This is a genomic window from Anabaena sp. EIM26 (assembly GCF_057568715.1).
The window spans coordinates 3,735,566-3,750,464 of sequence record NZ_CM172472.1 but is presented as its reverse complement, the minus strand read 5'-3'; the positions used below and the strand labels follow the sequence as shown (position 1 = coordinate 3,750,464).

The following is a 14,899-nucleotide window of genomic DNA, read 5'->3' as shown; positions in this document are numbered from 1 at the left end:
AAAAACAGCGTTGGCGCGTCGTAGGAATCGCTCTTCGGGAAAACTTTTTGGTTTACTGAGTCTTGGTCATATTCCTTATACAAATGGGTATCATAAATTATCAATTTTGAATCTATTTTCAGAGATGTCTATGTCCGTATTCTCGTTCTGGCAGTCTTTCCCATCAGCAAAAAAACCTGTCGATGATTTGCCTTCATCCCTTAGCATAAACTCTGGGAAACCTTCGCGCAGCCTATTAGCTAAGGTAATTGTGGGTGGCACTACTTTATTTGTAGTTGTAGGTGCTTATTTCAGCTATCAGACTGTGCGAAGTATCATGTTAGCCAGTCTCAAGAATCAAGTGCTGTCAGAAGTGAAACAGAGTCGAGATGAGATTGATCACTGGCTAGCAATTCTCAAAGTGAGAGTTGATATGTTGGCAAACACGGATGTAGTGCGCTCAGTGGATTGGTTGATCGCCAGTAAATATTTAAAGGCAGAAGACCAACGAATTGAAGATTTTTCCCTCTTTGGTTTAACTACACCAGATGGATGGCGAGAGAGTACAGTTCCGAACAGTAAGCGGGCAAGTGTTACGGATAGACGCTGGTTTCAAAGGTCGATTGCCGGGTATGTCCATGTTGGTGATCCCATGATTGCCAGAGCGAATGGTGTGTCATCAGTACCAATATCGTCCCCCATTCGCAGAGATGGAAATCCATCAAGTTCCCCCATCGGTGTAGTGCATGGAAGTGTTTCCGTTAATCGCATCAAGTATGTCACAGAGACACTCAAATACGGTAACAATAGCTATGCTTTTACGCTCAACTCTGCCGGACAAGCGATTATACATCCTAACCCCGACTTCATGACCACGATTGAAAAGCCGGGGCTGAAATTGGTTGAGGCTGCTGATCGAGGTTTAGCGGCGATCGCTCAAAAGATGGTAAATAAGCAACAGGGGATTGAATTAGTCAACATTGACAACACCATCAAATATGTGGCATTTCTCCCGCTCAAAGAAGCTAACTGGTCAGTAGCACTGGTCATTCCCCGTGACAATATTGAATCTCAACTCAAACTCCTAGATATGATCGCTTTGGCAATCTTAGCTTTAGCGGGAATACTAATTGGGGTGTTGGTCTATTTCCAATCTGCGGAACAAGCCCAACTCAAAAAATCAAAAGCTTTAGCAGATGCAGCCAAGGAAATTTCTGATAGCGCCAACAATGCCAAAAGTGAATTTCTCGCCAACATGAGTCACGAACTTCGCACACCGTTGAATGGGATTCTCGGCTATGCCCAAATTTTGGGACGTTCCAAAGCCTTGCCTGACAAAGAACGTCAAGGAGTCAACATTATCCACCAGTGTGGCTCTCATCTGCTCACACTGATCAATGACATTTTGGATCTCTCCAAAATTGAAGCTCGTAAACTGGAACTTGCCCCTCAAGCTTTCCACTTGCCGTCTTTTCTGCAAGGTGTTGTGGAAATTTGCCATATTCGGGCGCAGCAGAAAGGCGTTGAGTTTCACTACGAACCTGATGCCGATTTGCCCCTAGGTATTAGTGCGGATGAAAAACGTCTGCGCCAAGTATTGATTAACCTACTTGGTAACGCTATTAAGTTTACCGATCGCGGTAGTGTTACCTTACGAGTTCAACGAATTGGGCTGGAATCCAATCGCACTGCCCAACTGTGCGTTACTATTACCGATACTGGTGTGGGGATTGCGCCAGCAGATATCAACAAACTCTTCCAAACATTTGAACAAGTGGGGGAGCAGAAGCGCAAAGTAGAAGGCACGGGACTAGGATTAGCCATTAGCCAACAGCTTGTACAGTTAATGGGTGGAAAGATTCAGGTCAAAAGTCAGTTAGGAGTGGGTAGTGAATTCTCCTTTGAGATCATCCTGCCCTTAGTAAGTGACTGGAGTCAACAGCAGACCGCATCTGTGGGTAATATTATTGGCTACGAAGGCTCACAACGCCATATTTTGGTCGTAGACGATCGCTGGGAAAATCGCGCCGTCTTGCTGAATCTGCTAGAGCCTCTAGGGTTCAATATCACCGAAGCCGAACACGGACAAGCTGGTTTAGATCAACTCCAGCAACATCTCCCCGATTTAGTCATTACTGACTTGGTTATGCCTGTGATGGATGGTTTTGAGATGCTGCGAAAGATTCGGGAACAGGAAGAACTGCAATCACTCAAAGTTCTTGTCTCTTCTGCCTCTGTTGCCCAAATTGATCAACAAATGAGTATTGATGCTGGTGGTGATGATTTCCTCGCCAAACCAGTGCAAGTAAATGATTTATTCGGACTGTTGGAAAAACATCTCCAACTAACTTGGAAAACTGAAGACATCTCCGATCAATCCTCAGATCAGCAGCCATCAACAGAACTAATTCCACCTCCCCAAGCTGATCTTCAGGCTTGGTTAGAACTCGCGCAAGAGGGGCGATTGAAAAAGCTGATTACAGCCGCAGAACAACTGGGGCAAGAGAGCGATCGCTACCAACCTTTCACTCAGAAGATCATCCAACTGGCAAAACAATTCCAAAGCCAACAACTAGAAAAATTTATTCAGGAGTATCTCTCCTAAGAGTATGTTTGAAAAGTTTAGGGACGTATAATTTGTCATTCTCAGTGGAGTCTTACGCAACGAAGAATCTGGAGTTTAGCCCACATACTGAGATGCTACGTTCCTCAGCATGACATGGAAGGAGACTTTTCAAACAACCTCTAAGGATCTGCTGCTGCAATTTCATTCATATCCACATTTATAAAATGATGTATATACCGCCAATATCTACCATCACAGGTTTAGTTTTAATTGTTGATGATACACTTACCAATCTAGAAGTAATTTCAGATACCCTGAGCGATGCAGGCTTTGATGTAGCTATAGCCATCAGTGGCGATCGCGCACTACAACAGGTTGAACGCTATCTCCCCGACTTGATTTTATTAGATGTGATGATGCCTGGCATTGATGGATTTGAAACTTGCCGAAGGCTGAAAGCTAATGAACGCACCTGCCACATTCCCATCATTTTTATGACTGCCCTTTCGGATAGTGAAAGCAAAGTTAAGGCATTGGAACTAGGGGCGGTAGATTATATAGTCAAACCCTTCTATGAAAAAGAAGTTCTGGCAAGAGTTAGTACCCATTTGCAACTGTCTCACCTCACCCGCACCCTCGCTGCCCAAGTTGCCCAAAAAGCAGCAGAACTAGAAGCTTCTCAACTGCAAGTGATTCAAAAGGAAAAAATGTCAGCCCTCGGTAATCTAGTTGCTGGGGTTGCCCATGAAATCAATAATCCTCTCGGTGCAATTGTTGGCAATGTCGATGCGGTGCAAGATTATATTCATGACTTGTTAGGTATTATCGATCTCTACAATCGGAAATTCCCTGAACCCGATGCAGAAATAGAAGATGAACTGAAAGCTGTTGACCTAGATTACATTCGAGAAGATTTACCAAAACTAATTCGTGCCATGAAAGATGGAGGCGATCGCATCATCTCTATCAGCCAAAGTCTGCGGATTTTTTCTCGTGCTGACCACAATACCAAACAATATTTTAATCTGCATGATGGTATTGATAGCACTGTATTAATTTTACGTCATCGCCTCAAAGCTAACGAACACCGTCCTGCCATCGAAGTCGTCACCGACTATGGCCCGATTCCCAAAATTCTGTGTTTCTCCGGGCAGATCAATCAGGTATTTATGAATATTCTGGCCAATGCTATTGATGCCCTAGAGGAGTCCAATGCTGGATGCGGTTTTGCCGAAATTCCAGCTCATGCCAATCGGATTCATATTGGCACGAAAGTAGAGGGAGATTGGGTCAAGATTGCGATCGCTGATAATGGACCCGGTATGCCCGAAGAAGTGAGAACCTCTATATTCGACCATTTATATACCACCAAAGCCGTTGGCAAAGGCACAGGATTGGGGTTGGCTATAGCAAAGCAAATTGTCGAGGAAACTCACGGTGGAAGATTGCATTGTAACTCTGTTATAGGTGAGGGTACAGAATTTATCATTGAACTTGCTATGGAGCCGAGATAAATTAAAGATGGCAAAATTCCAGTTATGCTGAAAAACTTAGTCTTCCCCTTGCCGATTAGAAACTGTATAAGACAAAGCAGGGATCGCCAGAACCATACATTAAACTGGAGTTTGACAACAATATATTTGAGATTTCCCTCTTATGGATGCTAAGGCACTTTGGCAACGATACCAAGATTGGTTATATTTCCACGAGGGATTAGGACTGTATCTAGATATTAGCCGGATGCGGTTCGATGATGCCTTTGTGAAATCGTTGCAGCCGAAGTTTGATAAAGCGTTTGCCGATATGGTAGAACTGGAAAAAGGTGCGATCGCAAATCCAGATGAAAACCGCATGGTAGGACATTACTGGTTGCGGAATCCAGATTTAGCACCGACACCAGAACTGACCCAAGAAATAGTCCAAACCTTAGAACAAATCGAAGCTTTTGCAGATCAGGTACACACTGGTGCGATTCATCCCCCTAAGGAAAGCCGCTTCACAGATATTATTTCCATCGGTATTGGTGGTTCAGCTTTGGGGCCCCAATTTGTAGCTGAAGCCCTTTCCCCTGATTTTCCCCCACTAAATATTCACTTTATCGACAATTCCGATCCTGCCGGAATCGATCGCACTCTCTCCCAACTCAAAGATCGCCTTGCCAGTACTCTGGTATTGGTAATTTCCAAATCTGGGGGAACTCCTGAACCCCGCAACGGCATGATTGAGGTGAAAAAAGCCTATACTGCCCAAAATTTAGATTTTTCTAAATATGCGATCGCTATTACCGGCGTAGATAGCAACCTCGATAAAGTCGCAAAATCAGAAAATTGGTTAGCCCGGTTCACCATGTATGACTGGGTGGGTGGACGTACCTCAGAAATGTCCGCTGTAGGGCTAGTACCTGCGGCATTACAGGGCATTGATGTCCGTGCCATGCTAGATGGTGCCAAAGAAATGGATGATGCCACCCGCGTCCCTGATCTCAAGAATAACCCAGCGGCTTTATTAGCGATCGCTTGGTATTTCTCTGGAAATGGCAAAGGCGAAAAAGATATGGTTGTCCTCCCTTACAAAGACAGCTTGTTACTATTTAGCCGCTATTTGCAACAACTGGTAATGGAATCTTTGGGTAAAGAAAAAGACTTAGACGGAAAAACCGTTTATCAAGGTATTGCCGTTTATGGTAACAAAGGTTCAACCGACCAACACGCCTATGTACAGCAGTTGCGGGAAGGTGTGCCTAATTTCTTTGCAACCTTGATAGAAGTTTTAGAAGATCGTCAAGGACAATCCACAGAAGTTGATCCTGGTGTTACATCTGGTGATTATCTCTCTGGCTTCTTATTAGGAACACGTCAAGCACTGTATGAAAATAACCGCGATTCCATTACAGTCAGCATTCCTCAAGTTAATGCTCGCACAGTTGGCGCGTTAATTGCATTGTATGAACGGGCTGTAGGTTTATATGCCAGTTTAGTAAATGTCAACGCTTATCACCAACCAGGTGTAGAAGCCGGTAAAAAAGCTGCCGCTGTCATTCTCGATTTACAAAAACGAGTTTTGGAAGTTTTGGCAAAAGAGAAGAAAGCACTTTCTATTACTGAAGTTGCTGATAAAGCCGGCGTTGCTAATGAAGTTGAAGCAATTTACAAAATTCTCCGTCATTTACACGCTAATAATCGTGGTGTGGTGTTAACTGGAGATTTAGCTAAACCAGGAAGTTTAACTGTTTCTCTCGGTTAAATAAAGCCTTCTGTTTTAATTGATTCAAATCCTCGATTTCTTCAAGAAGTCGGGGATTTTGTTTTTTGTATAATTTTGATGTTGAGATAATTATTTGTTATTATTAACATAGTTGTAAAAAGCGAGGTTACAAATATGTTAACGTCAGAACCACAAAGAAGAAGAGGAAGAATTTTTCCTGAATTGACTTTATCACCAGAAGAACTAGCTAAACGTAAAGCTGAAAATGAAGCAGAGTATCAGCGTTATCGGGCGATTTTTGAAAGAGTACGTCCTGAGTTGATTAAAGAACACTATGGTTGGTATATTGCTATTGAGTTAAATAGTGGTGATTACTTGATTGATCAAGATATAGACATTGCTCATAAAAAAGCCCGTGAAAAATACCCAAATGATGATCATTGTGTTTTTTGCTTAAATGAATTTGGAGCAACTGGCAGAATATGATTCAGGGTACATTTGGTGAAAATGGGAAGCTATTTTTTGAAATTGAGTTAGTTACTAATGATGGCTTAAGTTTACCTGTAGATGTCCTGAAGAAGTAATTAGTAAAGCTTTGAAGTTGCTTTTGCAGTGGGAAAAAGGTTATCAGCTTTGGGTTGAAGAAACACGAGAAAAGGTTGAGGTTGCTATTGAACAATTAGACAGAGGGGAAGGTATTGACGGGGAAGTTGTGATTGAACAGTTGCGGGATAAGTTGCGTAAAGCCAGAGAAATGCAAGGATGAAACAGCATATTATTTCTTCCAGAAGCAAGATGAGTAAAGAGTGATTTTTAATTAATTAGTAAGTCGCGTAAGTAGTAAAATTTATCGTTTTTCCGATCACTTAATTTAATTCTTCCTAAATATCCCGTTAGGGGTGATGATAGTTCTATTAAAATTTCATACATTTCTCCTGGTTTTAATGGTTGTGGTGGATTTGAACCAAAATATGCACCATGTAAAGTGTCAACTCCAGCAGATTCTATTCCTGAGTTTTGTAGATAGTTTTTTACCAGTTGGATAATATGAGAACGCAATTTTATGTCTTTTTCTATTTTATTAATATATTCGTTAATTTTATCGTCTATTTGTCCCGGTTCTAAGTATTGTTTTAATTCAATTAAATTTATTGCACCTGGATATTTTGCTTTTAGTTCTACTAATTTTTGTAATGTCATAGTTTTGATGATACTGATTTTTGATATTTGAGCAGATTCTTTCAGATTTTTAGTAGGTTCACTGGGTCCAATAATCAAACGCATAGCTTGATCATAATTTTCTTTAAGATGTCTTTTCGCAATCCTAAATAATTCTTCTGTTGCATTATCAGGAATACTTTTACCTGCTTTACATTCGCAAACAAGAGGATAAGGTTGTGAACAATATAAATCTAAACCTCCAGCACCACCTTTATAATCTTCCTCCACTTTAAATCCTAAAAAATCAAGGCTTTTGCGCGTAATAATTTCAAAATCTGTACCTGCGTGGTAATTACTTTTTTTCTCATTTTTTTCTATGCTTCTATCTCCTAAAGATGTAATTGTTTTTATCCAAGATAAATCAGAATTTACCGTATTTTTAGTTTTTTTATTACTCCAACCTAAAAATACTTGAATTTCATTTTCTAATTGCTGTGCTGCTGGGTTGATGTTAGCTATTTGTGATAATTCACTTTGCAATTCTTCTAATTCACGATTTTGAGAAGGTTCTAGATTTTCTAATTGACGTTTACGTTGAGAAAATATTTGATCACTTAATACAGGTTGAGTTTCAGAACCACTAATATTAGGTAAACTCACAAATTTACCTAGTTTATCTTGAATATTTGGATTAACTGGAACTTCAGCAAACTGAGGTAAATGATAAACGCGCAAATAAGCCAGAAAAATATTTTCATGTTTCTGTATTATTGCCTCAAATGCTTCTGGTGTCCAGATTGTTAATTGAGATAAAACATCTAAAGGTTTAGTTTTATCTAGAATTTGGCAAAGTTCGCATCTAACCCAAGCTTTAATTAAGACTTTATCAGAATTAATTTGCTTGATAGCAGTTTGAGCAGTGGGTAAAAAATTCGTACGGTAGTATTGCTGAATTGAAAGAGGAATTGTTGAAGTATCAACAGGATAAAGAGAACATCTTTGACCAGGACGAAGAAACATCCTGGGTAAAGCTGCAATTGTTCGTCCCTGTATTAAAGCTTCAATATCAGGAATAGGTAAACACAATGCTGTTGGAAGTGAAAACGACTGATTCATTTTTATTTAGCGTTTATGTTGATATTCTCAGTATTTCCAGCACTTTGAGGAATACTAATAGGTAATCCATCATCTGTTAAGTTAGTAGGTTCTTGTCCAGAAGGATCACTCAAAATTTCTCGAATTAGAGGATTTTTGATGGCAATTTGTTTCTGTTTAATAAATTCAAAAATCTGCTCCTCTGTTAATTCGTAGCTGTCACGATTTTCCCAAACATAAACTATAGCTAAAAGAGGTTTAATATCTTGACTTTGTAAGCTTACCCACTCTCCACCTTTTTCTTTCAAAAGAATTCTCAAATTTTCTCTAGCTAATTTAGCAGCAGAAGCAATTTCTTTTGAACGTACCAAGCAACCACGAGTTAAATCAAATCTTTTGTATTCAATTAGTTTACCCAAAGCTGCTGTAACACCAACACCTCCTGATTGTTGTACAACATCCACTCCAATTTTTATTTTTTGTTGATTTCCAACAATTTTAAAATCAAGATGACCGTCATGGGGTATATCTTCAATTTTTTCAATTGTTACTCCTTCTACGGTTTCACCTATTAATCTTTCAAAAGAAAATTTAAGAGCTTTAGAAATTTCTAATTCATCATCTAGCAGCGAATTTATAGAATTTTTTAAGTGTACTAATTCACTTTGAAAGTACGGTTTAACAGGATTGGGATCTATTGGAATAACTGATAGTGGTGTAACTGGTGGATCATTAGGCTTAGGTGCAAAATTATCCACACACCAATTTAAAATTACTCTGATAGTAGGTTTACCTTTACCAAACTCTCTGAGTTTATTTTCATCAAATGGATAGAGAGGATGAGGTGGTGTTTGTTGATGCTCTTGATAAAAATCTTGTAACCATTTTTGAACTATAGCAACAATATCATCAGAATTGAGATATTTTAATTCAATTGGTTGTCTGTCGGCTTTTTCACTGACTAATCTATCAATCGCTGCTTCAGCTTGTGGCAAAAATCTAATTTGATCATTCCAAGTTTCAGGATACATTGCCAGTAGGAAAACACCACTTTTTATATTGTTATATAAATCCTTAACTAAGCTGCCAATAACTTGTGCTGTTGTCAAACCATTATCAGCAACGTCTGCATTATCTAATTCATCGAAGCAAATTACCGGAACTCTATAATGGCTAGTAATATCTAAAATCTGACGAACATTACGTAAGGATTCAATCTCTCTATCCTCTTTTTTTGGATTTGGCAAGCCCATTGCTTCAGCTTCTTCCGGTGTTAGTTCTAAACCGGATAGCCAGCGATTTGCATAAACAACATGATCTGTAGAAAGTGTCCATAAAATTGCCTTAACTATGTAAGGATTGTTAATATTAGGCTTGATTAACAAAATTTCTTTTGTCAACTGTTCAATTACTTTAGTTGAGAATTTACTACTAATATATTTTTGTGGTGCATGATTCCATTTTCTTGCTTCGTTAATTAAAGAAGATGCGATTTCTTGCCACTGCATTACCTTTTGATTTCCAAAAGCTCGGAGGCTAGAAGCAACACTTTGTAAAAATTCATATTTAATCTGATTTAAGTTATCATATTTACTCATGTAAATAAATAAACTACTATCTTCTGCCTGCAATTGATGGCGGATTCGACTAATAAGATGGCTTTTACCTAGACCTTTTTCGGCTGTAATCGTAATACCTACTGTTGTACGCTGCCCTTTACAGATTTTTTCAATTGCATCAAAAACTGCATTAGAAGCATGAGCATTAATTGAGGGTACGTCGGGAAAACTTTTACCCCATATTTGCTGCGGTTTAACAACAAGATGCCCTGCAAATGGGTTTTGGTTTTTAATCAATTCATCAAGGTCATATATATTAGTAGTCATGGCTTTGTGAAGTTAATTTGTAAATAATTAAAGAAAGTTTAATGTTAAAGGCGTTTGGCGTAACAACGTAATCCATTGAGTTCTGTAGTAATAGAATCTTCTATTTTGTCTCGTGCATTGTCTTCTACCGTTCCGCCTTGAAGTTGGAAAATATCATCAGCTTGCATTTCTAGCAAAAAATCATTAAATTCTGTACGATTAACTCGTTCTCCTATAGCTCTTCTAATACGATAAATAGGCACTAAATTATTAAAGTTATGTTCATAATTCAACTTGTCATAAACATCCAACGCGACAGACTTAAACTCTTCATAAGAACCAATTAACCCAGCTTTAACCCCATTACCTGACGCAACCGGCGCAGCAACTACATCAATTTGAGCTATCCACCGCAACAACGCATTAGCAGCCCAAGTACCAACGATAGTTCCCTCAAACTTAAAATCACCACTACGCAAACCCGCACCCAATACTTCTAAACCTATTGGTGACGTGAGAGTATAAGTAGTTGAAGATCCTTTTTTGGAGATAGCGATCGCACTCTGTGCTTCCAAATCCTCTAAAATACCCTCATAGTCAGCCATTTTTTGACCCTTAGACGCTATCCGCTTGCTTAATTTACCCCTAGCCACTTTCTGCTGATTTGCTCCCAAATCCCACAACGCAAGCAGCAAGCGTGTTTTAGCGTAACTTACCTGTAAATCCTTTGGTTTTGGACTCATGATGGTGTGTGTTAAATAACTAAAATTATTATAATAATGATTATATTTTTTATTGCGTCAAAGTAAAAATATTGTTTATTTTCTAGATATTGCTCACAAATAGCTCAATTTATCAACCTAAAAAGCAACCGAGAATTTACGTAATTTACAAATTAACCCATCACATAATACAAAAAAAGTGTGATATTAGTTATTTAATAAGATGTTTTTAAAGTCTAGTATTGTATCGAGATTTACCTTAATTGTCTGGGGGATAACTTAATCAAAGTCCTCCTTTTTAACGAGGATTTAGGAGGATCTCAAGTTTATTATCCCTCAGCCATAACTTTTAAAATATCCTCTTATAAAGCAGAAATCTAAACTCAATTCATAATGAAGATAACAGCCCAATAGAAATAATATAGCGGTATGCATTTAAATGAAATACATCATAGCTCCCTCCTCGCTTGCCTATGGTGTACACACAAGTCAAAAAAAGTTTAATTTTTCATTGTTCTCTCGTTTATCTCATTCCCATGCTCTGCATGGTAATGCTGCTCATTGAGGCTCTGCCTCACCTGAGTTCGACATAAGATAATTTGTGGAAAACTCGCCCCCGGAAGGAGTCTCAAACAATCATAACTCCCTTCGCGTAGCGTCTCCGAACTCCGAACTCAGGTTGCCTCCAATCTGGCATTGAGTCAGAGACTCAAAGAATGCATTCCCAGTCGGAGACTGGGAACGAGGAAATAATAAAAATTATATATAGAGAACTGCTATATCAGATTTTTATCTTTTAGGTTATTCCTAAATCGAGTTTAATTTCATAATTACTAATGAATAGTTCTTTGCCCTTAGCAGCACCACGCTGTTTATAATTGTTCATCCCATACTGTAATTCCCATTCGTAAATATTTGCCCATTGAAAATTATCTCGAATTTGTGGTGAATCGTCGTAAGTAATTAACCACCTGTGAGGACATGATTTTAAATCATCAGCAAATCTTTCATGATTAAATCCAGTATGTAAGCTTCCTTTTTTTCCATATAATTTAGATTTTTCAGCTTTGAAATATGGAGGATCTAAAAATATGGCAATATCTTTGCCTTCTATATTTAATATTTGACTGTAATCTAAATTAGTAATTCTTATATCTGCTGTTAAAATATCTGCCAACTTTTCTAAACGATCTATAGATGAATCAGTAAACCTAGTATGAAAGGCTTCCATAGAAAAACCACCTGATTCTACAGTTCCTGAAAAGGTAATTCTATTGAGAACAAAAAAGCGTACTGCTCTTTCTAAATCTGATAAATTATCAACATCTACTGTAGTTAAATCTAAAAATAATAATTTTCCATCTTGATATTTTTCTTTAACATAACGAATCTCGGCAACTAATTTAGATAAATCAGATTGAGCTAAATACCAAAAAAGAAATAATTCTTTGTTTAAATCATTAATCCAAATCTTTAATTGAGGAGATTTTTGTTTTAGGTAAATAAAAACAGAACCACCCCCAACAAAAGGTTCTCTAAATTCTGAAAAGCTTTCTGGTAAATATGCAGATATTTGCTTAATTGCTCTTGATTTACCACCAGGATAACGGAGAGGGCTTTTAATCATCACGAAATAATATTGTAGAATTTTTAGGTTTTGATAAATTCTGTAAAATGCATAACTTCAACAGTTAATGTAAAATCTTTTTAAGTAGCACCTAAAATATTATATAGCAATTCCCAAGCTCATGAAATACACCCCACCCGCGCTATCGCGCACCCTCCCCTTACCAAAGGGAGGGTTGGGGAGGGGTAATTTTGTATCTAACTAGAGTGGGAAAGGCTATATATTTTTAATGGCACATCTACAGTAAAATTAGCCCATTAAAAAATTTACCTGCATTAGCTTATGACTCGTTCAGCACCTTATCAACCTTTATTGTTGCGACTTCTACATGGTGTCAGTGGAATTTTAGTCATTGCTGCCATAATTAGCGGCTTCTTAGTTTATAATGCCTTCGACAAACGGTTTGGTAAAATTCCTATTCCCAAAATTGATCCAATACAGGATATTCATGGAACTGTAGGTTTATTTTTTTTAATTTTATTACCAGCTTTCGCACTTTATAGTTTTCATGCTGGACAAAAACGCCTTATACAACCAGACTCTATCCAAAAACTCACTCAAGTTGGTAAACCAATTTGGTGGGTAAGTCTGCAACGGATTGTCAATACTCTGATGCTAATCGCTTCTGTTTTAGCCGTGACATCTGGCAGAATGATGAAAGAAGAATGGCTACCAATAGGTGAACTTGATCATATCTGGTATTCTTTTCACCTCATAGCTTGGGTGATTATGGTTTGCTGTTTAGCAATTCATATTTTGATGTCTACTAAAGTCGGTGGTGCGCCATTATTACTATCTATGATGTCATGGAAATTCCGCCCAGAGGAAAGTCCTAGAAATTGGTATAGTCGTTTTCGTGATTGGTTGGGTAATTTTCCTAATAATTTTCGTTTTGAAAATAATTTATCTCTGAGAATCATTGAAGCGATTGTGTTACTTGGCATTATAGCTGCATTTGTATCACCATTATTTTTTTCTGGTGGTGAATCATAAAGTTAAACATTATATAGATGCAAATTTCATTTTTTACATCTTACTAAAACAACAAATTTAGACATTTGTCTAAATACATTTTTATCCCTAAAGTGACACAAGCAAGGACACCTATAGCGAGATATCTGGAGTTGGAAGATTTATCAAAATAGGATGACATAAGTCGTGACTGTAACAAGGATAAAAATATGAAGCGTTTAGCATCAGTAACTCTATTAGCATTTTTGGGAACTGCTGCTGTAGTTGCAATACCCAAACATTCTCAGGCTATGAAGACACCAGAAAATCTATTTGCTCAACAAAAACCTACTACACCCTCTCCTAGACCTACTACTACACCTTCACCTAGACCGACTACACCCTCCCCTAGACCTACTACTACACCTACCACACCTAATCAGTAGATTGTTCGCATTAAGTAGGCAAACATAATTAAGTTCAAGATGCCTACTGGACATAGAAGTGAAAAAGTAGAGACGAGAATCCCTACCCAGGAACGTCTCTACAAAGGTTCTGCTTGATAAATCATGAATATTTCAATTCGGTCGATGTCTTCTAAGTTAAATCATTTAGCGTAAAGATCGAAATAGAACTCGTCCTGGATTCTCTTCTTGATTAATTCGCGTGTATAACCGGAGACAAGTTAAAACTTCTCCTGGTGTACCTCCAAAGTCTAGTTGTAGATCATCTTTAGAATAAGCACAAACATCTGCATACAGCCCTGATAATTGCTTAATTCGCACGTCATATCCTGCTTTGATGGCTTTGTTTGCAACCTTTTTGAGGATACGCCGTGATTCTTGTTGTAGCTTTCCCCACCATGAATAACGCTCGGCTGGGGGGACAAATACTAAGGAATGTATGGCTTCATCCATGTCAATCCAAGCACGTAAATTGTGGATTAAATCAGTATTTTCACTGCTTTTTTGGATACGTTGCAAGCGATCGCTCAATGCCTCAATATATAAATGGTGATGTTCTGGCTTTTCATGTAAAGAAACAACATCAAAGCTAAACACACTCTTTAAGGCATGATGTAAATCAGGTTCTATCTCAATCAACTTCATATATAGAAGTACAAACCCTGCTAGTAAATGCAAATCTTCAGAATTATATATCTGGGCAAGTTCTGACTTTAAAAATACTTTTTTTGACAAACATAAGCCTCTAGCTTTCACAGCACCATTCAACCCTGGATAGATGATTTCATCACGAATAAAAGGTAAATGGTAAAGATTTACATAATCTTCAGAAGCACCTAATTTTTGAGCAATTTCTAAAGCCCGATGTCGCCAAGTAGTAGCTAAATCCTCTGGAACTCGCAATAAATATCGGTGCATTTCATTCCATAAATCAGCATCATTTTGACTTTGTAGGGGAGAATTTCCTAGATAGAAATTAATTTCTAAATCAGAATTAAAAATCTCACGTAAGTAAATTAATTTGAATTCACCACTAACCTCAATCTCTGCAACAGGTGCAGGTTCTAAAAGGTCGTGAAGTTCCTGCAATATTTGCTCACATACCTGATTTCCTGGGTCTTGAGGGTATTCTATCTGCGCTTTATTTAAGGCTGCTTCTAGTCCGTATAAACTAAACCTTAATACTTGGGCTAATTGTGAGTTTTCTGTTGCTAATAGTTGCTGTAAATGCTGCATGATGGCATTAAGAGGGAGGGTAAAACGCA

The 14,899-nt window shown here is 38.1% G+C and carries 11 protein-coding genes and 1 pseudogene; 7 read left to right on the top strand and 5 right to left on the bottom strand.

Going from position 1 to position 14,899, the window contains the following annotated elements:
* The first annotated feature begins 124 nt into the window (after positions 1-124).
* The 5 genes and pseudogenes from AC012T_RS16295 to AC012T_RS16275 all read left to right on the top strand — a co-directional run.
* On the top strand, positions 125-2,584 hold the full coding sequence (locus tag AC012T_RS16295; RefSeq protein ID WP_487066632.1) for an ATP-binding protein: 2,460 nt from the start codon (positions 125-127) through the stop codon (positions 2,582-2,584).
* Between the two features lie 185 nt (positions 2,585-2,769).
* Entirely contained in the window at positions 2,770-4,059 is a 1,290-nt protein-coding gene (locus AC012T_RS16290) for a sensor histidine kinase (RefSeq protein ID WP_487059831.1), read from the top strand.
* 142 nt (positions 4,060-4,201) lie between these two features.
* Positions 4,202-5,788, top strand: a complete 1,587-nt coding sequence (locus AC012T_RS16285; protein WP_487059830.1) for a glucose-6-phosphate isomerase — start codon at positions 4,202-4,204, stop codon at positions 5,786-5,788.
* 135 nt (positions 5,789-5,923) lie between these two features.
* Entirely contained in the window at positions 5,924-6,235 is a 312-nt protein-coding gene (locus tag AC012T_RS16280; protein ID WP_487059829.1) for a hypothetical protein, read from the top strand.
* An 85-nt stretch (positions 6,236-6,320) separates the two neighbouring features.
* Positions 6,321-6,515: pseudogene (locus tag AC012T_RS16275) on the top strand (type II toxin-antitoxin system ParD family antitoxin); the annotation flags it as partial.
* Positions 6,516-6,562: 47 nt separating this feature from the next.
* Here the strand turns inward: AC012T_RS16275 and AC012T_RS16270 are convergent.
* The 4 genes from AC012T_RS16270 to AC012T_RS16255 form a co-directional block, all read right to left on the bottom strand.
* Positions 6,563-8,026, bottom strand: a complete 1,464-nt coding sequence (locus tag AC012T_RS16270; RefSeq protein WP_487059828.1) for a DUF1802 family protein — start codon at positions 8,024-8,026, stop codon at positions 6,563-6,565.
* A 2-nt stretch (positions 8,027-8,028) separates the two neighbouring features.
* Complete coding sequence (locus AC012T_RS16265; RefSeq protein ID WP_487059827.1) at positions 8,029-9,891, bottom strand: P-loop NTPase fold protein; 1,863 nt, start codon at positions 9,889-9,891, stop codon at positions 8,029-8,031.
* Between the two features lie 44 nt (positions 9,892-9,935).
* Complete coding sequence (locus tag AC012T_RS16260; protein ID WP_487059826.1) at positions 9,936-10,613, bottom strand: hypothetical protein; 678 nt, start codon at positions 10,611-10,613, stop codon at positions 9,936-9,938.
* A 775-nt stretch (positions 10,614-11,388) separates the two neighbouring features.
* The gene (locus tag AC012T_RS16255; protein WP_487059825.1) at positions 11,389-12,219 is read right to left on the bottom strand and encodes a DNA adenine methylase; all 831 of its coding nucleotides are present in this window, start codon (positions 12,217-12,219) and stop codon (positions 11,389-11,391) included.
* Positions 12,220-12,501: 282 nt separating this feature from the next.
* On the opposite strand from AC012T_RS16255, the gene AC012T_RS16250 reads away from it, so the two are divergent.
* Together AC012T_RS16250 and AC012T_RS16245 are read left to right on the top strand one after the other, a co-directional pair.
* The gene (locus AC012T_RS16250) at positions 12,502-13,212 is read left to right on the top strand and encodes a cytochrome b/b6 domain-containing protein (RefSeq protein ID WP_487059824.1); all 711 of its coding nucleotides are present in this window, start codon (positions 12,502-12,504) and stop codon (positions 13,210-13,212) included.
* 188 nt (positions 13,213-13,400) lie between these two features.
* A complete protein-coding gene (locus AC012T_RS16245; RefSeq protein WP_487059823.1) occupies positions 13,401-13,616 on the top strand; it encodes a hypothetical protein in 216 nt (71 codons plus the stop codon).
* A gap of 165 nt (positions 13,617-13,781) precedes the next feature.
* Here AC012T_RS16245 and AC012T_RS16240 read toward each other — a convergent pair whose 3' ends face one another.
* Positions 13,782-14,870, bottom strand: a complete 1,089-nt coding sequence (locus AC012T_RS16240) for a hypothetical protein (RefSeq protein WP_487066630.1) — start codon at positions 14,868-14,870, stop codon at positions 13,782-13,784.
* Between the last annotated feature and the right edge of the window lie 29 nt (positions 14,871-14,899).